Origin of the sequence: Methanofastidiosum sp. (assembly GCA_020854815.1) — an archaeon.
GTDB lineage: Archaea > Methanobacteriota_B > Thermococci > Methanofastidiosales > Methanofastidiosaceae > Methanofastidiosum.
Map to the genome: position 1 here is coordinate 1 of JAHKLW010000025.1, position 19,161 is coordinate 19,161.

17 protein-coding genes are annotated in these 19,161 nt (G+C 31.7%); 8 read left to right on the forward strand and 9 right to left on the reverse strand.

Features of this window, described 5'->3' with window-relative positions:
• Window positions 1-551: 551 nt before the first annotated feature.
• From KO464_02805 to KO464_02830, 6 genes are all read right to left on the reverse strand, one after another.
• Entirely contained in the window at window positions 552-749 is a 198-nt protein-coding gene (locus tag KO464_02805) for a hypothetical protein (protein ID MCC7572299.1), read from the reverse strand.
• 270 nt (window positions 750-1,019) lie between these two features.
• A complete protein-coding gene (locus KO464_02810; GenBank protein MCC7572300.1) occupies window positions 1,020-1,271 on the reverse strand; it encodes a hypothetical protein in 252 nt (83 codons plus the stop codon).
• A 513-nt stretch (window positions 1,272-1,784) separates the two neighbouring features.
• Complete coding sequence (locus KO464_02815; GenBank protein MCC7572301.1) at window positions 1,785-2,204, reverse strand: cupredoxin domain-containing protein; 420 nt, start codon at window positions 2,202-2,204, stop codon at window positions 1,785-1,787.
• 163 nt (window positions 2,205-2,367) lie between these two features.
• Entirely contained in the window at window positions 2,368-3,801 is a 1,434-nt protein-coding gene (locus KO464_02820; protein ID MCC7572302.1) for a radical SAM protein, read from the reverse strand.
• Window positions 3,802-3,858: 57 nt separating this feature from the next.
• On the reverse strand, window positions 3,859-5,121 hold the full coding sequence (locus KO464_02825; protein ID MCC7572303.1) for a hypothetical protein: 1,263 nt from the start codon (window positions 5,119-5,121) through the stop codon (window positions 3,859-3,861).
• 69 nt (window positions 5,122-5,190) lie between these two features.
• Window positions 5,191-6,177, reverse strand: coding sequence for a hypothetical protein (locus KO464_02830; protein ID MCC7572304.1), 987 nt, complete (start codon window positions 6,175-6,177; stop codon window positions 5,191-5,193).
• Between the two features lie 336 nt (window positions 6,178-6,513).
• Here KO464_02830 and KO464_02835 point away from each other — a divergent pair, with 336 nt between their 5' ends.
• Both KO464_02835 and KO464_02840 read left to right on the forward strand, forming a co-directional pair.
• A complete protein-coding gene (locus tag KO464_02835; GenBank protein ID MCC7572305.1) occupies window positions 6,514-7,422 on the forward strand; it encodes an ATP-binding cassette domain-containing protein in 909 nt (302 codons plus the stop codon).
• Between the two features lie 4 nt (window positions 7,423-7,426).
• On the forward strand, window positions 7,427-8,191 hold the full coding sequence (locus KO464_02840; protein MCC7572306.1) for an ABC transporter permease: 765 nt from the start codon (window positions 7,427-7,429) through the stop codon (window positions 8,189-8,191).
• Here KO464_02840 and KO464_02845 read toward each other — a convergent pair.
• A complete protein-coding gene (locus KO464_02845) occupies window positions 8,180-10,378 on the reverse strand; it encodes a bifunctional alpha,alpha-trehalose-phosphate synthase (UDP-forming)/trehalose-phosphatase (protein ID MCC7572307.1) in 2,199 nt (732 codons plus the stop codon). The genes KO464_02840 and KO464_02845 overlap by 12 nt on opposite strands.
• Window positions 10,379-10,510: 132 nt before the next feature.
• On the opposite strand from KO464_02845, the gene KO464_02850 reads away from it, so the two are divergent.
• The 4 genes from KO464_02850 (at window position 10,511) to KO464_02865 (ending at window position 14,943) form a co-directional block, all read left to right on the forward strand.
• Window positions 10,511-11,587 (forward strand): glucokinase, encoded by a 1,077-nt coding sequence (locus KO464_02850; protein MCC7572308.1) that lies wholly within the window; start codon window positions 10,511-10,513, stop codon window positions 11,585-11,587.
• Window positions 11,588-11,742: 155 nt separating this feature from the next.
• The gene (locus KO464_02855) at window positions 11,743-12,633 is read left to right on the forward strand and encodes a fructose-bisphosphate aldolase (GenBank protein ID MCC7572309.1); all 891 of its coding nucleotides are present in this window, start codon (window positions 11,743-11,745) and stop codon (window positions 12,631-12,633) included.
• 4 nt (window positions 12,634-12,637) lie between these two features.
• A complete protein-coding gene (locus KO464_02860) occupies window positions 12,638-13,606 on the forward strand; it encodes a carbohydrate kinase family protein (protein ID MCC7572310.1) in 969 nt (322 codons plus the stop codon).
• Window positions 13,607-13,614: 8 nt separating this feature from the next.
• Window positions 13,615-14,943 (forward strand): hypothetical protein, encoded by a 1,329-nt coding sequence (locus tag KO464_02865; protein MCC7572311.1) that lies wholly within the window; start codon window positions 13,615-13,617, stop codon window positions 14,941-14,943.
• 424 nt (window positions 14,944-15,367) lie between these two features.
• On the opposite strand, the gene KO464_02870 is transcribed toward KO464_02865, so the two are convergent.
• Window positions 15,368-16,360, reverse strand: a complete 993-nt coding sequence (locus KO464_02870) for an NDP-sugar synthase (protein MCC7572312.1) — start codon at window positions 16,358-16,360, stop codon at window positions 15,368-15,370.
• A gap of 145 nt (window positions 16,361-16,505) precedes the next feature.
• Between KO464_02870 and KO464_02875 the strand changes: the two genes are divergently transcribed.
• Window positions 16,506-16,769 (forward strand): hypothetical protein, encoded by a 264-nt coding sequence (locus KO464_02875; protein ID MCC7572313.1) that lies wholly within the window; start codon window positions 16,506-16,508, stop codon window positions 16,767-16,769.
• Window positions 16,766-17,800 carry a mechanosensitive ion channel family protein gene (locus KO464_02880; GenBank protein ID MCC7572314.1) on the forward strand — a complete coding sequence of 345 codons (1,035 nt, stop codon included), beginning with the start codon at window positions 16,766-16,768 and terminating at the stop codon, window positions 17,798-17,800. Before KO464_02875 ends, KO464_02880 begins: the two co-directional genes overlap by 4 nt.
• A gap of 30 nt (window positions 17,801-17,830) precedes the next feature.
• On the opposite strand, the gene KO464_02885 is transcribed toward KO464_02880, so the two are convergent.
• Complete coding sequence (locus KO464_02885; protein ID MCC7572315.1) at window positions 17,831-19,153, reverse strand: glycosyltransferase; 1,323 nt, start codon at window positions 19,151-19,153, stop codon at window positions 17,831-17,833.
• Between the last annotated feature and the right edge of the window lie 8 nt (window positions 19,154-19,161).

A 19,161-nucleotide genomic window follows, 5' to 3' on the forward strand; every position in this document is an offset into this window, starting at 1 on the left:
AGACAAAATAATGCTTCTAAGCGCTTTTACAATCTCTTTTTTATCCTCTGGTAAGCTGTTAATATATTCACTTATTTCATTAGAAGCTTCCACCATAGTATCATTATGTTAATTCTTTTAAGACTTTAAAAATATCCCTCTAGAACGCATTTTATACTTTGAGTAAGCTACCCCTATGCCATAAAAAAACCGTTTTTGCAAAATACTAAGATTTTTAAGTTTCTGAGGTATTGTGAAATAGGGGTAAAATAGGGCCTAAATAGTCTATTTATCCTGCTTTTTCCTAGTATTTATACCCTAATTTATTGCGTATAATATACATTATACGTAGCATAGACGATTTTCGCGTAAATTTCGCTAAAAAGGGACAATTTTAGGCCCTTTGGGGGAAAATTAGGATTAAAATAAATGAGATTAGGATAAGACAGATCATACAGTATTTTTACGGCACCATCATTCAGAAAATATCAGATCTCTTACTTTTAACAACTTCTAGAATCCCCTTTTTAGGTTAATTAGTATGGGCTAATCAGATAAAAAGTGATAAGAAATTATTTAAAAAATTTGTAAATTGGCAGTATAGAAACTAGTACAAAAAGCACTATGAAAAGTATAAGGTACTGTCTTACGAAAAGCGGAATGTAAGCTCCAATAATAAGGCCAAATAGCATTGCACTAATTTTAACTAATCCTATATCCCACACGCTTAATTTTTTTGTATTATTATCCATCCATTTTGTAAATCCCATAATCTCACTATACTACCTAGGGTAAATAAGTATTTATAGTTAACTTATCTAAAAGTTGGTAAATGAATTTCGATTCCATTTTCATCTTTTAATAAACGCCTTTACTAGGAAAAAATATGGGATTGGCATTCCATAACTAACTAGATAAATGAATAATATATTGCAATTATTTTATATTATTATATTGTTTAAAATATAGTTTTATATAATTATTGCAATTATCCTTAATTAATCTGTATGCATAGGGCCTAAATACATGATTCTTAGTAATTATTTTAAAAATCTGTAAAGTGGCTTAATTGACAATAGAACAAAAATTATTATTAATGCCCTCAAATGCTTTATTACAAAAGAAGATATGTAACCACCAATTATAATTCCCAAAGTCATTGCAGCATATTGGGCTAAACCTATGTCCGATATGTTCCATCTCTTTATCTGCTCATCGTACCTGATACCTGTAATCTTTTCTGTATAATCTCCTATCAATGCATCCATTTTTAAAATTGCTTCATCTGACAAATGAATAGACCTCCTATAAATCCTTATTAAATAAGTGATTATTATATTTAACTTTAACTAATGGTAAGTTCTGATTAATAAATACCGATCCCATTACCTATATTTCACATAATTTCACTAGGTTATGGTATTCTATTATTAGGTACTAATACCAAAAACGTGAATATCAAATGCAATAATTATTTGATTATATACTATATATAATATATATTTTGAAATAGTGAGTTTTTGATATTTTTAGTTAGCCAATAAAAAATAAATTATATAAATTTTTATAATTCTGAATATTAGTATCTCCTAATATTAGTAAAATTAATTGCAATAATTATTACAACATATATTCTAAATATTATATAAGTTGACATTTTGAGTTTTTTAGTGATTTTAAAAATTGAGTAATGGAGGTTTCTAGAATAGAGTATTTTAGTTGAATATCCCGCCCTAATTGGATAAATAATTTAATAATTAAAGCTATTCAATAAAATAAGGCCATTAAGGCCTCAGAATTTTTTATTAGTAACCTGAACCAGATCCACTAGTTGAACCTGTTGCCCCAGTTTGCACTACAAATTGGCCATTCATTAAAGGGTGCACATCGCATCTAAAGAAATATGTTCCAACTTTTGTTGGGGCATTAAATTCATAAGTGGTAGTTGCCACGCCTATTATAATTGCTCCAACAAATATGGAATCCTTAGCTTCTGATGTTTCATATATTGCAACGTTGTGAGATTCTCCTGCGTCCAGATTGCTAAATATTAACTTTACATGGGCGCCAGGTGGCACAGTTATAGTGCTCTTGTCAAATGCCATATCTTTGGCTGTAAGATTGATGGTGATCTCCTGTGTTGTTGGTTTAGGGCTTGAGCAGCCTGCTAGGACTACTGAAAATACTAATACCCCTATTAACAAGACATAAATATCTTTTTTCATTTTTCCTCCTTTATTATAATAATTTTATTCCTTTATTAAAAGGACATAATTAATATGTTTATATATATTTAAATTTATCCCATATAATAAATAATATTTTTTCAAAGCTTATTAAAAGCGAACGTTATCATAGATTAACCTAGTTTTGAAAAACGACAAAAGACTATTGAAACATATAAGAACATGATGGGTCTTCAGCTAACATACTATTTGATTTAATGTATGCTCTTGCTCGGCATCCGCCACATATTATTTTGTATTTGCAAGCTCCGCACTTGCCTTCCCAGTTATCCCTGTCTCGCATTTGAGTTAATGCAATGTTATCTTTCCATATTAAATCAAGATTTCCATCTAGGACATTGCCCAAATCCATTCTAAGAAAAGGGCAGGGCATGATAGTTCCTTCACTAGATATTGCCAAAAGGAATCTTCCTGCAGAGCAGCCTCCGACATATTCTATGTATTTACCCCACCCAGGTTTATCAAATTTAGTAAATCCAATCTGCATCAGTTCTTTATTATTTTGTTTTTCAAAATGGAGCTGAGAGATTTCTGGCGCTTGAAGTACTACAATTTTCCTAAAATATTGATCATACTCTTTACGCTTATTTAGGATTTCAGTTAGCATCTTTTCTTTGTTTCCGTTGTCTATGGCCAGAGGATCATTTCCACTTCCGGAGGGGACATAATTTAAAAATATGCATGTGTCCGCCCCAGCATTTTTTGCAAGTTCTAAAAAGCTTTGCACCTCGTCTTTCACTAAGCGAGTAAGCGTCAGAGATAAACCTACAGTAAGGTTTTGTTCTTTACAGAATTTAATGGCGTTGATAGATTTCTTAAAAGAATCCTTTTTCCTGTGGGCATCGTTTATTTCTTCTATAGAACTAAATACACTTATTTCTACATAGCTTATTCCGGATTCTTTGATATTCTTAGCAATCTCCCTATCTAATTGCGTTCCATTTGTTGCAAGAGATGTTGCAAATCCCAGTTTATTGGCATACTCTGCAATTGTAAAAAAGTCATCTCTGAGCAACGGCTCACCTCCTGAAAAGACAAGGGATAAAACGCCTGCCTCTTTGAGATTATCGAGTATTTTGACCCATTTTTCTGTAGGCAGATCGGATTGATTTTCTTTTTTATTTGAATTAATATTAAATGTGTTAACATAACAATAGCTACAGTTTAGATTACAGTATCTTGTAAGTTCTAGAATAACAGAAACTGGTGAATTAAAGGTAAGGGGCTTCCTTAAGCCAAATGAGTTTATCCCTTCCAAAACAGAATGCACACCTTTAGTGTAAGAGGAAAGGGAATATCCTTCAGAAAATGTGGGAACTGTCTTTAGAGAGTTTCTGCTAACTGCAAATCCAAAAAGCCTTAAGAGGGGGATCCAGGGCTTATAAAAGTAGAATAAGATAGTGCACCTTTTACACATTATAGGTTCTTCTTCAGTTTCTATACTGTTTATTATTTGTTCCAGAACAGTCTTATTACATTTAATACAATTAGTTGTTATTTCCGTGATGGAATATTTAATTAGGGGATTTATAGTTAGAGAGTACAATCCTATATCCATTAGTTTATTTCTTATCATCTCAATCTATCTAAGAATTTTTAGTATATATGCTTAATTAAAAATTAAAAAATAAATTTATGGAACTACTAGGTCCATAATTATTGTATCAAATATTCCATTTGGAGAATAAGCGATCAGAGATATCTTGTATGTGCCTGAAGGTACATTTGGCCCAACTGTAAAAGTAGTTTCATATGTGCCAATATTGTGTGCTTTAATCTTTTGTAATTCTGGTGTTGTAATGGCTTCCATCCCTTCTGGCAATCCGACAAATTTAATGTAAACGTTGTTCTGGGTAAAGAATCCTCTGTTCTCAACACCTATAGTTGTATTTTGAACTCCCGGAGCAATAGTAAATGAAGATATTATCTTTCCATCTTGTATAATTGCATCTCCGTTATTTAATGTAAAGCTTTCTATGTCAACTTTTGGATAGAGGATAGTTGCAGGAAGTGAAGGTTTTGGATTGCAGTTCCAGCAGCACTCTCTATAAAGAAATACATTTGTAGTGGGTTGACCTTCCCAATCATCATAGGTAATATTGATACTTGAAGGGATTTTGTTATATGCATAGACTCCAGATATATTGAATGGCCCCGAGGTATTATTTGCAAGAAAATCATCAATTAGAGCTTTGTCCCAACCTGAATAGAAATATAACATGTATGTGTAGTAATTACTACTTTCCTCTTCCAGTGGATTTATTTCATTTCCGTTAAATATTAGGCTGGGAGATTCTGAAGTAATGACTAAAACATATCCTTCTTTTAGTTGGCATTTGCTATTGGGTGGAAGGTATTGATCTTTAAAGGAAGTTGGAATACATCCGTCCTCCAAGGGCTCTTCGTCATCCAGCCCCATATTTATATATTCAAAGAGATACAGTATGAACGATGAAAACGGAAAAGAGAATATATTGGTACTAGAATCATTGCTATTAATAGTTTGTAATTCAGGACATTTTCGGGTATCTATACTTAAATCAGTATTATTAAGACGATAATACTGGGAAGGTGAGCATCTATTAATGTTATAAGAAAACGGTAGGGTTACTCTCTCACCTAAAAGCCCCGGTACCCATGCGCCTGCCAATCCCCTAAAAGTTTCTATCTTTGCATCTGCTTCACATTTGCAGGTAGGGCACTCTTGCTGGCATTCAGCGAGGTATCCTTCATATATCTGATTTAGTCCACTTTGCACATCTTCATCCATTAGTACGGGCTCCTGAATACAGCCGTAGAATTCATTATTATTGACAAAAACTTCAGAAGTCGTGCATCCGGATATAAAAGAAACTACAATTAACAAAGAAATTAATATAGCAATTTTTCCTTTCATAATTGACACCATTATTACAAATTAATGATAGTTACCGATATTTAAATCTATCGGATTCTTTCAAATCGACTAGAATCTCTTGAATACCCTGCAAATTGCCAAAGTAATCCACAAATCATTTTCATCCTCTTTTGGAAGCCCATAGTATACTTTCCATGTTCCATCAGACCTTTGGTTTTCAATTAAATAATCTAACCCCCTCTTGGTGTCATAGTCTTCTTTAGTAAATTTTAACTTGGAAAGAGAGTCAAGAGAAGAAACAATATCCGTCCACCAGAAAGGATAAGCTAGCTTTCCCCAGTATTCGGGTGAGCCGTGATCAGTATAGTTGTCTTTCTTAAAAAATTGGGATTTGAGAAAAGCGCCGGCTTTTCTTATTTCATTTGTTTTTCTGTAGTGCCCATGCGCTGCAAAAGCCCTTAACACTATGCCCGTCACTAGATGAGATGATGGCTTAGTTGGATCATTTTTGATTGGCTCAGTTTGCTCATTTTTATAGAACACTTCAGATATCTTGCATTTTGTAGTTCTAAATGGTATGGCCCAGCCTCCATCATTTTGCCTCATTGATAAAAGCCAATTGATACCAAGATCAATTCTATCATCTTTTCCATAACCTGCTTTGATTAACATCTCCATTATGCCCGCAGAATAATTTGGAGTGTATTCATTACCATATATGCCTCTGAAATCTCCTTCTTCAGTTTGAAATGAAAATAGAAATTCACAAGCCTTTGAAATTGCATTATTTGTGTTGTTTAGGCCGTACTTTTCAATTAAAACTCTCATTGTTCGATAGGTCTCAAGTTGATTGTAATTCATCTGAGAGCGAATCTCTTCTTTACCCCCAGAATATTTCCACGACCCATCTTCTTGTTGTCTATTCAATAAAGATACGGCCCCTGGCAGTTCCCATAACGCTTCAATATTTCCAGGATCTTCATCCAATAACTCTAGCCTTGTGAAATAGTTTATCGCTTTATTATTTGAAAGAATTAAAGGAGTAACTGGGTTTAACCGTAGGAGTATTTTCCAATTATTCGAATCTTTTAACATAACATCAATTAGAGTAATTTTACTATACAATCAACAAAGTCTGATGTGAGTTTTTTGAAAGGAAAGATATAGAGTACCACCCATAACACTTCAGTAATTCCAAGTGCATAAAGATATTTGACTTTATGTTTATTTTTTACAAGGGAAGAGTATAAAATCAAGAGCAAGACGAAATTGGCTATTGCGAGATATAAATACAATATAGATGCCATTATTCTCCCAATTACATTTTACTCTTTGTACTATTTAAATTAATCGTTTAAAATCCAAATTTAATAGTATAAAATCAAGTAAAGACTTTTATAATACGAAATAATTTTCTAGAAAGGTGTTTCATTGTCCATTGTCCTTGAAGCTAAAAATCTAGAAAAGAAATTTAGTGATGTTATAGCCGTCAATAAGATTAATTTCAAGGTAAAGGAAGGAGAAGTTTTTGGATTTTTGGGACCTAACGGCGCAGGTAAAACTACAACTATGAAGATGATTCAATGCGTATCGCCAAAAACTTCGGGAGAGCTAAAAGTATTTAATCTTGATGTTGATAAAAATCCCAGGAAAATCAAGAAACTCATGGGCGTTGTTCCTCAGATTGATAATCTTGATCCGGATTTCACTGTTATTGGGAATCTTTTGCAGTATTCGAGATATTTTGATATTCCTAAACAAGAGGCAATAAAGAGGGCAAAGGAGCTAATTGAATATATACAGATCACAGAAAAAAAGGACAGTTCAATTGAAAAGCTGTCCGGGGGGATGAAAAGAAGATTGGTCTTGGCAAGGGCTATGATTAATAATCCTAAACTTTTGATATTAGACGAACCTACTACAGGGCTTGACCCTCAAGCAAGGCATCTAATCTGGGAGAAACTTAAAGACCTATCCTCAAAAGGAATTACTGTGATCATCACGACTCATTATATGGAAGAAGCTGCAAGGCTTTGCGATAGATTGGTAATAATGGACAATGGGCAAATACTTGTTGAAGGGGCCCCAAACGAACTCATTAAGAGATATGTTGGAGATCATATTGTAGAAGCTGAGAATACTGCAGAGATAAAATCCTGTTTAGATAAAAACGATATAAAATATGATATTGGAAACGATAATGTTGAGATCTATACAGAAAATATCCAGAAAGTAACTAATCTCCTGTTAAATCAATGCACCCATAGTGGGGTCACAGCAAGACCTGCCACGCTTGAAGATGTGTTTTTGAAGCTTACTGGGAGAAAACTAAGGGATTGATATTATGGATCTAAGTTATCGGATAACTAAGGGTTGGCGAAGGAATTTTGTTACGTTTTTTAAAACATGGCGACTAAATGTAATACCTCCATTTCTGGAGCCTTTGTTATACCTTCTAGCGTTGGGATTTGGTCTAGGGAGCTTTATAGATAATATTGAGGGTATATCTTATGTTAAATTTATCGCTCCTGCTTTAGTTTCAATATCTGTAATGAATGCTTCTTTCTTTGAATGCACATACACGTCTTTTGTTAGAATGTACTATCTCAAAACATTTGATGCGATGATAGCAACACCTGTATCTATAGAAGAAGTAATAGCTGGAGAACTATTATGGGGTGCTACAAGAAGTACAGTATATGCTACTTTTATGTTACCTGTTCTTTTGCTTTTTGGGGTGGTTGAGTTACCTTCGTCATTATTAATTATTCCATTCGCATTTTTGAGTGGGTTATTATTTGCATCTATCGCTATGTGTTTTACTGCTATCACCCCTAACATAGATACTCTTAACTATCCAATGTTTCTATTTATCACGCCAATGTTCCTGTTCAGTGGCACCTTCTTTCCCTTAACTTTATTGCCCGCCACAGTGCAATATGTGGCATTAGGAATCTTACCATTGGCACATGTGGTAATAGTAAATCGTGCAATAACATTGTCTGCAATTAATGTGGCGACTTTCCTTAGTATAATATGGATTTTAGTTGCAACTTCGGTATTTTTCTTTGTTTCAATAAAACTGATGAAAAGAAGATTAATCGTTTGAAATTGGGGAATTTAGTTCCTTTAGTAGAATTCTAACTTCTTTAGGAGATTTAACATTGTACTTAGCTTGAGAAGGCTCTATACCTACCTTTATAGAATATGCATTTTCTGGTACTACTTTAAAAATATCTTCATCTGTGAAATCATCACCAATAGCAAATATAAAATCCCATTTTTTCTTATTAAGCCAGTTGGAAGTTGCTTGCCCTTTATCTATGTTAATATTCTTAATTTCAATAATTTTATTACCTTCAAAAACTCCCACATTTAGATTAGATGTTAGGTGCATTAAAGCTGCTTTTAGTTCTCTGGATCTTATAGCTGCTAACTCGGGATCTACTTTTCTATAGTGCCAAACAAGGGAAAGTTCCTTATTTTCGATTAATGATCCGGGAGTTCTATCGACATACAATTCCAATAGGGGTAAGATTTTTTCTTTCCAATCCTCTCCTTCTGGTTCAGTCAAAATCCAATTACTTCCTTTTTCTTTAATTTGTCCGCCGTGTTCGGCTATCAGACTTAGATTAATATCTTTAAACCAACTCTCAAGAGTATTTTTATCGCGCCCACTTATTATGACAACATTGTTTTTAGAATCATTTGAAAGATTTTTTAGAATAGAAATTAATTCATTATCGGGCGATGCCTTATGAGGTGCGTTTGAAAAAGGGACTAAAGTTCCATCATAATCGAGCAAGAACAAACGATTTTCACTGTTTTTGTATCTATCTATCATGCTCTGTTTAGTTGAAGTTAGAATAAGTTTTACTTCAAGCGTTCTCTGTTCATTTTTTACTTCTTCAAGTTTTATCATAAAATCTTCTGCCCATCTTGTTACATTATATTTTTTTAATCTTTTTTGCATGATTCTATTTCTTTCAATCTGTTCATCAAGTGGCATTTCCAATGCTTTTCTAATCGCATCTGCAATTTCTTCTATATTATTTGGATTAACTATCAATGCTTCTCCAAGTTCAACTGAAGCACCGGCCATTTCGCTAAGAATAAGTACACCTTTTCCATCACTTTTCGAAGCGATGAACTCCTTAGCAATTAAATTCATTCCATCTCTTATGGGGGTTACTAATCCCACATCAGAAAGATTGTACAATGAAAGAAGAGAATAATACGAGATATACCGATATAGATATATAATTGGTGTCCAGTTTACTCTACCATATTTTCCGTTTATTTTTCCAACTCTTTCATCAATCTTGTTTTTAAGTTTTTCATAATGTTCAACTTTAGTCCTTGATGGAACTGTTACAAGTATTAATTCAACCTTCCCCCTATACATAGGATATTTATCAAGAAAATAGTCATACGCCTCTAGTCTTTGAAGAATTCCTTTTGTATAATCAAGTCTATCAATTGAGAAAATAATTTTATATTCTCCAATTTTTTCACGTATTTCATTTATTTTTTTCTGAACATTTGCATCTTTTACCATATTTGAGAATTTATCATACTCTATTCCCATAGGAAATGCATCTGCTTCAAAAAAACTTTTTCCTGTGAAGACCTTACCTGCAACATTTTCAAACCCTAATACCCTTAATACTCCAGATAAGAAATGTCTTGAATAATCAGATATATGAAACCCAATCAAATCAGCTTCAAGAAGTCCCTCAAGAATCTCTCTTCTCCAAGGTAACAGCCTATATATCTCAAAAGATGGGAATGGAATATGTAAGAAGAATCCTATTGAAGTTTGAGGCAATTTTTCTCTAATTAGTTTTGGAAGTAACATTAGGTGGTAGTCATGAAACCAAATTGTATCTTCAGTCTTTGCAATTTCACATACGGCTTCACAGAATTTCTCGTTTACGCTTTTATAAGCCTCCCAATTCTTTTTTACATATTCTGTATACTGTGTGAATCCATGAAAAAGTGGCCATAAAGTACTATTACAAAATCCGTTATAATATTGTTCAATGTCTTTCTTTGATAAGAAAACAGGGTAATTTTGATATTCTTCTAATAATTTTGACTTAATATATTTCTTTTCATCGATGTTTATTTTATCTGAAGAAAGGCCACACCAACCTATCCAAGCGCTATCATAGTTTGTATAGAAAGATGCAAGTCCTGTAGCAAGACCACCCACGCTGTGCTTAAAATTTAGATCTCCATTATTTTTTTCTATAGTTATAGGCAGTCTGTTTGAAACTATTAATAATCTTTTCATTTTACCAAATCTATATAATATAGTTTTTCTAGTTTAAATTATTAATTGAGATAAATTATATAAACATCAAAAATCAATATATTCTGATTGGAATTTTTAGGGATTATTGGGACGACATCTTGAGGTGAAATCTTGAAAAATAAATTTGGAATAGAGTATCTTGTCAATAATAATAAAGCCTATTCACGTTATGTTCTTGCTGCAGATGTTGGGGGGACTAATACTACAATAGGAGTTTGTGGGATATGTGGACAAATTCCTTCTTTAGTGTTTTATAAACGTTATAAGAGTCAAAATATAAACTCCATAGTACCACCTCTTAGGGAGATCTTAGAATATACTAAAAATAACCACAATATAGATTTACAAGTTGCATGTTTTGGTTGTGCCGGAGTGCAACTTAAGAAAGACATTGTAAAGCTTACTAATTTGAAATGGGGTATTGACCTAAATGAAGTTATTCAGAAAACAGAAATTTCTAAAGCATTTATAATTAATGATTTTCAAGCAATTGGTTATGGGATTAATTTTCTCAAAGATGAGGATTCTAAGGATATTTTTATTGTAAGATCTACTAAGCATGACCAAAACAAAGCTAAAACTAAGGTCATTATTGGTGCAGGAACAGGCCTCGGAAAGGCAATTTTAGCTCATGACAATTATAATGAAGTATACACACCTTTGCCTAGTGAAGGGGGCCATACAGATTTTCCCATACATAATGAATTTGAGTTTAGATTAGTTAGGTATATCAAAGAAAAAAAGAATCTTAAAAGTTCAGTAAGATACGAGGATATATTATCCGGTACTGGTATAGAGTTGATTTATTTATTCTTGAAAGCATCTGGAGAATATTCAAAAACACATTATGACAAAATAATAGAAAAATCCAAAGATAAAGCTTCGTTGATATCTAAATACAAGGATATTGATGAAAAATCTAAAGAAGCGTTTAGATTATTTACTAGATTTTATGGAAGATGTGCAAAAAACTTTGCCTTAGACACTCTCTCATTGGGAGGATTATATATTGCCGGAGGAATTGCGAGTAAAAATAAAGAGATTTTTAAAACTGAAGATTTTTTAAAAGAATTTGAAAAATGTTCCACGCAAAAAAAAGTTCTTGAGTCAATTCCAATATATGTAATACTTAACTATGATGTAAGTTTATACGGGGCAGCGTACTATGCAATGATAAATTCCATATGAATTTAATAAAAACATTTAAAAAATAAATCGAAAGCTTTATAAAAAATAAAATGGAAATAGCTAATTGAAAATAATTTTTAGCATTAATATTTTCTATTATACTAATACTCTCACGAAGTCATTTTTGTTGTAATTTTAAAAATGGAGGGTAGAATATGGATATTTTAAATAATTTGGACTTGGCACTTGGTAAAAGGATTAGGTTGTATAGATTGATGTACACATATGGATTGAGAAATGGAAAATTAAATCTATTGCCCATTGATCATGGTTTAGAGCATGGTCCACGTGACTTCTTTTCAAATCCAGATAGCTTAGATCCAGAATACATTCTAAATTTAGCAATAAGTCTTGGAGTATCTGGCATTGTCATGCATATAGGGCTTGCAGAAAAATATATGAAAAAATACGCGGGGAATATCCCTCTTGTCCTAAAATTAAATGGGAAAACTTCAATACCTGAAGATGATGCCCCAATCTCACCATTGACGGCAAGTGTAGAGGATGCAGTTAGGCTAGGTGCAGATGCTGTTGGATATACTTTATATGTTGGAACTCCCAATCAAAAAGAAGATATTGATCAATTTAGAATAGTAAAAAAAGAAGCAGATAGATATGGAATGCCAATAATAGTCTGGTCCTATCCTAGAGGAAAGGCTATAGAAGAAAAAGGTGGAAAAGAATCTTTATTTGCTGTTGATTATGCTGCAAGAGTCGGATGTGAATTGGGTGCCGATATAATAAAAATTAACTTTCCAGTTATTGATGAATCAAAGATGGATTTGTATCCAGAGCCATATAATAAATTGTATTTGTCGCAAGGAGAGTGTATAAAAAAAGTAGTTAAATCCGCCGGGAATACAATGGTTCTTGTATCGGGGGGGTCGAAGATTGGCGATCAAGATATTTTAAACAAAGTCAAATATTCAATGGAAGCTGGCGCTACAGGTATAATATTTGGAAGAAATCTTTGGCAAAGAAGTAGAGAGGATTCTTGGAAAATAAATGAAAAAATTAAGAATATAATGAAGGAGTACCCGGGGTGATATTATGTATGATGTCATTACTATGGGTAGTTGTACTATAGATCTATTTGTAGACACAGGAACTGATCTATTTAGACTAACAAAAGATGGACAATTATATGTGCCATATGGGAGCAAGATTCTTGTTAAATCAATGAATTTTGAAATTGGAGGAGGCGGTACAAATACTGCTGGAGCATTTGCAACATTTGGATTGAAAGTTGCATTATTGGGGAAAATAGGGGATGATCATAATGCCGATAAAATATTGAAATATCTAAATTCCATTCAATGCGATACGTCTTTATTGATAAAAGAAGAAGGTTCTTCAGATTATTCTGTAATTCTGGATGCAAAAGGTAGGGATCGAACTATTCTTACTCTAAAAGATAAAAATGATAAGCTTAGATTTAATGAAATCAACTTATCAAGACTAAAAACCAAATGGTTTTATCTTTGTACAATGCTTGAAGAATCCCTAGACACCCAAATAAAAATATCGAAATATGCAAATGAAAATAATATTGGAATAATGTATAATCCAAGTTCTTATTTAATTAGGAAAGGAATACAAAAGTTTGAAGAAATACTTAATAATTCTACCATAATTTGTGTAAATTTTGAAGAAGCTAAGATGATTACTGGCCATACTGATCCAAGACTTATGTCAGATAATTTACTTAGTTATGGGCCCGAAATAGTAATAATAACTGATGGCAATCATGGAGCTTATGCTTTCACAAAAAAAGAAGGATATATGATCATACCAAACGAGGTAAATGTAAAAGAAACTACTGGGGCGGGAGATAGTTTTGGCGCAGGATTTCTTACAGGTTTTATGAAAACTAAAAATATCAAAATTGCCTTAGAATATGGGGCCACTGAATCTGAATCAGTGATTCAATATTTGGGTGCAAAAAATAAATTTTTGAATATTGAAGAGATTGACTCCAAAATTAGTGAATACCCTCATAAAATTATTAAAATAAAATAAGTGTTAAAATGAATGAATTGAAATTTGATTTTAAAGATAGTTTGGTATTACCAATAGATATAAATCTGGTAGAAAAAAATCTGACAAATGAGATAGATATTTTAAACAATGTAGTTAAAAACAAAAATTATGAAGATTATAGATCTTTCATAAATCTTCCTTATGACGAAGAATCCCTTAAGATTATAAAAAAAATGGTATATGAGAAAAAAAAATTAAATCCCAAATATTTAGTTGTTATAGGAATTGGAGGAAGTAATCTTGGAACAATCGCCATTCAAGAAGCTATACTTGGAAAACTATACAATGAATTAAATCCAGATGTTAAGATATTATATGCAGATACAGTTGATTCAGATATTTTGAGTAGTATTATACAAGTTATAGAGACAGTATTACAAAATGGAGAAAACATAATTATTAATGTAATCAGTAAATCCGGTAGTACTACAGAAACTATTGCAAATTCTGAGATAATTATAAATATTCTTAAAAAATATAAAAAAAATTACTATGACTATGTAGTTGTTACTTCTGACAAAGATTCTAAGTTATGGGAATTAGCTTTAGAAGAAAATTTTACCTTATTAGAAATACCAAGAAAAGTTGTAGGTAGATATTCAGTTTTTTCTGCTGTAGGATTATTTCCTCTTGGATTAATAGGGGTTAATATAGATCTATTGCTTAACGGGGCAAAGGATATAATTCAAAAAAGTATAAACAAGAATTTAGAATTAAATCCTGTGGCAAAAAGCGCTTCTTTGATTTATATCCACTATAAAAGAGGAAGAAACATACATAACCTGTTTTTATTTAGTCCGGGAATGGAATCAATAGGTATGTGGTACAAACAATTAATGGCAGAAAGCCTTGGGAAGGAATATAATCTCAAAAGAGAGCATGTTTTTACAGGTATAACCCCAATAGTATCTATAGGATCAACAGACCTACATTCAATGACACAATTGTATTTAGGGGGGCCAGATGATAAATTTACTACTTTTGTTAAAATAAAGCATAATAGAACTATTTTGAGAATCCCAAAAGAAAGAATTTATTCTAAATTAGTTAAAGGAATACAAGAAAAAAAGTTACAGACTTTGATGAATGCGGTATATAAAGGTGTTATCAAAACATTCAGAAATCGCAAAAGACCATTCATGGAAGTTCGAATAAATAACAAATCTGAATATGCAATTGGACAATTTCTCCAATATAAGATGATTGAAATGGTATATTTAGGATATTTAATGAATGTTAATCCATTCAATCAGCCAAACGTTGAGGAATACAAAGCTGAAACTAGAAAGATTTTGGAAAGAAAAAAGGAGGATTGATAGATTCAAACAGTTACAAATCAAAGATATCGAGAAATCAAAAACCTGAAATGTATTGGGTGTAGTCTTTGCATGTTTGCATGTGCTAGAACGAATTTGAGATAGACTCGTCAGCTATTTTTAACTATAAGCTTAAGCGCATTCGAGAGGGGCGCCACGATTATTTTTTTGTAGAGCGTGTAAAAATCTGCCTTGCACTGAGGTATGCCCCACAGCATTTATAAATATAGCATCTTTAAGAAACCCATACTAAAATGCAGATTATTTCTTTAAATTTGAGGATATCCCACGATTATGAATTGATATACCCTCCAGGTTCTATTTTAGGAATCTCTCAGCTGAAGGAATTTTAAACCTGATTCACAAAATTGAATCTTATGCCATAGATCATTATTCAAAAATAACAAATTTTTAATATTTTATTTTACGATATAATCTTTGAGTACGCCCCAACTGCTGAATTATTTATTTTTACATTAGACAATTTACACTTTGAATCAACAATACTTTTGTTAATAACTGATTTTTCTATACTAGTATTATCAAATATAACTGAATTCGTAATAGAAGATTCATCTATTTCGCATCCATTTCCGATATATGTAAAAGGCCCTATCACTGATTTGCTTTTAATTATAGATTTATCCCCTATTACTACTGGCTCAATAATCTTGCAACTATGTGATATTTCACAATCTCCTATATATGTTTTCATGTATGTTTTAATTGAATCTAAGTAAGAATCCGGAGACCCGATATCGTGCCACGAACCCGCTGAGAAAGAATATCCGAAAACATTAGTTTTCCCCGACAAAAAACTTACAAAATCGCCTAAATTATCCACTTTTTTATTTTCTTTTACATAGTTTAATAGAATTCTGACTGAATCCTTAGGCAAGATGTACATCGCTATCCCCGCCATTGTAGTGGGTGGATTTGGAGGTTTTTCATGAAATCTTATTATTCTATCGCCTTCTAACTCCGCGATGCCATATCTTCTTGCAAGGTCCATACTTTTAATATCATATAGGGCGGTAATAGGTGCATTGATATTATTATAATACTTTAAGAAATCTGTTAGTTCAAAAGTGAACAAATTATCTCCGGCAATGATAAAAAGTTCATCGTCTATCTCTTCAGCTAACTGTGCTAAGGCCTTAACAGCCCCTAATTTTTCCTCTTCTTTAGTTGTCTTTTCTATTGCTAATTCAACGTCCTTATCTTTTATCCATTCTTTGAAATCTTCTTCAAAAAATTCGTTTGTTGAAATGATAATAGGAATGTTCAACTTTTTCACTTTTTCGTAGACAAAATCTAATATGTTTTGTTTTCCTATTGGAAGAAATACTTTTGACCTTTTCCTCGTAATTGGCCAAAGCCTTGTTGCATACCCTCCTGCTAATATTACAATTTTCATGAATAATATAGAATTTTAGAATAAATAAAATTAATGTTTTAAATTCTATAATACGAATAATTTTTACTCATTTTGTCAATTATAACTCATTTTAGTTTCAAATTCGGCAAAAAAGCTTTTATATATCCTTTACAAATATTATTAGATGGAAAATCTTAGAGAGGTAGTTCCCACATTTCCCAACTTAGCATTTAGGCACCTAGTCTTATTTCATATTTTGTTAGTTTTAGGATATTTATTATTTAAGAATATTAACAATATCCGTATTTTTGAATCTATATCAACGCCTCTAAATCTTGTAGCCGAAATATTATTAATTATTTGGTTTACTTTAGTTATAATAACAGTTATTAGATTAATTGTATTTTTATGGGGAAAATTAATTCCAAATATTAATCAATCAAAATGATCTTGGATAATCATTGGATATTAGAAATATTTATATTAGCAATAAGCATTATTTTTAGTATCTTAATAATTAATATTTTCTTTTATATTTTAAAAAAAGTTGATAGAGATGAAAAATTCTTTAATTTCTTTAAATTAAAAAATCCTTTAATATTTATTTCTTTTTTAGCCTTGTTTATAACAATAACTAATATTTTTGAGAGTGAAATTATTAGAATTAATACTGTAACTTCAATTATTAAAATCATTGTTATTTTTAATTTTACTTGGCTTTCTATCTCTTTTGTAAACGTCTTAAATGATTATCTTTACCAAATATTTAATTTATCAAAGAAGGACAATATAAAGGAAAGAAAAATCGTCACACAAATTCAATATATAAAATCTGTATTAATATTCTTAATTATAATAATTAGTTGCTCATTGATATTAATAAGTTTTGATAGTCTTAAAAATATAGGTGTAGGATTAATTACCTCAGTTGGAGTCTTAGGAATAGTCATTGGGTTTGCAGCTCAAAAATCTTTTTCTAACCTATTGGCTGGATTTCAAATTGCATTTACACAGCCAATTAGAATAGATGATGTAGTTGTAGTCGAAAAGGAGTGGGGTAGGGTAGAAGAAATAACATTGACATATGTGGTAGTATGCATATGGGACCAAAGAAGATTAATCTTACCCATATCATATTTCATAGATACCCCATTTCAGAACTGGACAAGATCTTCGGCAGATATTTTGGGGACTGTATTTTTTTATGTTGATTATAAAATACCCATCTTAGAAATAAAACAAGAATTTCGAAAAATACTTGAATCTTCAGAACTATGGGATGAAAAGGTTGGTATTTTACAAGTTACAGATACAACAGAAAAGACGATGGAACTTAGAGGAATAGTTAGTGCTAAAGATTCGCCCCAGTTATGGGATTTAAGGTGTTATGTTAGGGAAAAAATGATTGAATATATCCAAAAACGGTACCCAGATAACCTCCCAAAGACACGATTAGAATTTTCAAATAAATTAAACTAATATATTTTTGAAAATGTGCAAATCCTTACATTAGAGTTCATACCAAGGATGAAAACTGACAATACTCTCATTCGGAATATGTGGCATGGTCTTAATTGTAAGAATTGAATCATACACCCTGCCAGGCATCATAAATCTTTTCATTACAAATTCTTTTGCATTTTTTCCGATAATCTCCGCCTTGTCAGGATTTCGTAATAGCCAAACTATCTTATCTGCACGTTTTTTGGCACCGTGAATTAGAAATCCGTTTTTATCAGGGATTATTTGAAGTGTCAATCCTCCAACTGGCCTAGCGACCACAGGTTTACCTTTCCATAATGCTTCAGTTACAGTGAGCCCAAATCCTTCTTTTATTGAATTTTGCACAACTACTGTTGCTGCTCTTTGCATTGCGTTTACTTCAACATCTGAGAGATTTAATAATATATATACGTCCTTAATGCTTTTTATTTCTTCCTTAACATCTTCTAGAATAGTAACTCCTTCTGGGTCATCACTTGCCATGCTCCCCACTAAGACTAACTGACAGTCTTCTTTCTGCTTTACTGATTTATAAATTGATATAAGGCCCACAGGATCTTTCCACTTGTCAAATCTACTTACCTGTAATATTATTGGCTTGTTTTTATCAATATGATATTTATCAAGGATTTCTGAGATTAACTCTTCTTTCAATTCTTTATTTTTATCAGATAGGGGATCAATATAAGGGGGTATTATAAACTTTGGTAGATCCCAAGAATATACAATATACTGAACCTTAGAAAAAATAGCCGCATCATAATAGCTTGCTAGATCAGTGATTAATTTTCGTAAATTTTTATTGTCCGCAAAAACATCTACATCCAAATCAATATGACATCTCCACAACCATTTCTGATTATCCTTTTTCAGGTACTTTGCCAAGCCAAGAGGTTGAGGATCGTGGATAGTAATTATATCATATTCTTCGTCGATTATATTACCATCTACATTTTCTTCAGTGCAAGAAGTATAGATATCTTCCATATTTTTCGTGAAATCATGTTTTTTTCCTTGAAGTAAATTATGGATTGACTTAGTAACGTTAAAAAAATCATCGTTTCCTTTCATAACCTTCCAGTCATCCTCTATTCCAAATTGATTTAAGAAAGGAACAGAAGATTTCAACATCTCGGCTACTCCGCCCCCATATGAAGTAGAATTTAGTTCTAGTAACTTAACTCCCTCAAATGATTCTGCCAATTCCTTTAATTTTTCAATAGGTTCCTTCCCAACTACTTTTTCATATTCTTTAAGTTTAGGAACTTTTAATGAGTTAATTTTTTTTCTTTCACTGTAAATATTTCCATTATTTAGATTTTCAGACATTTTTATGC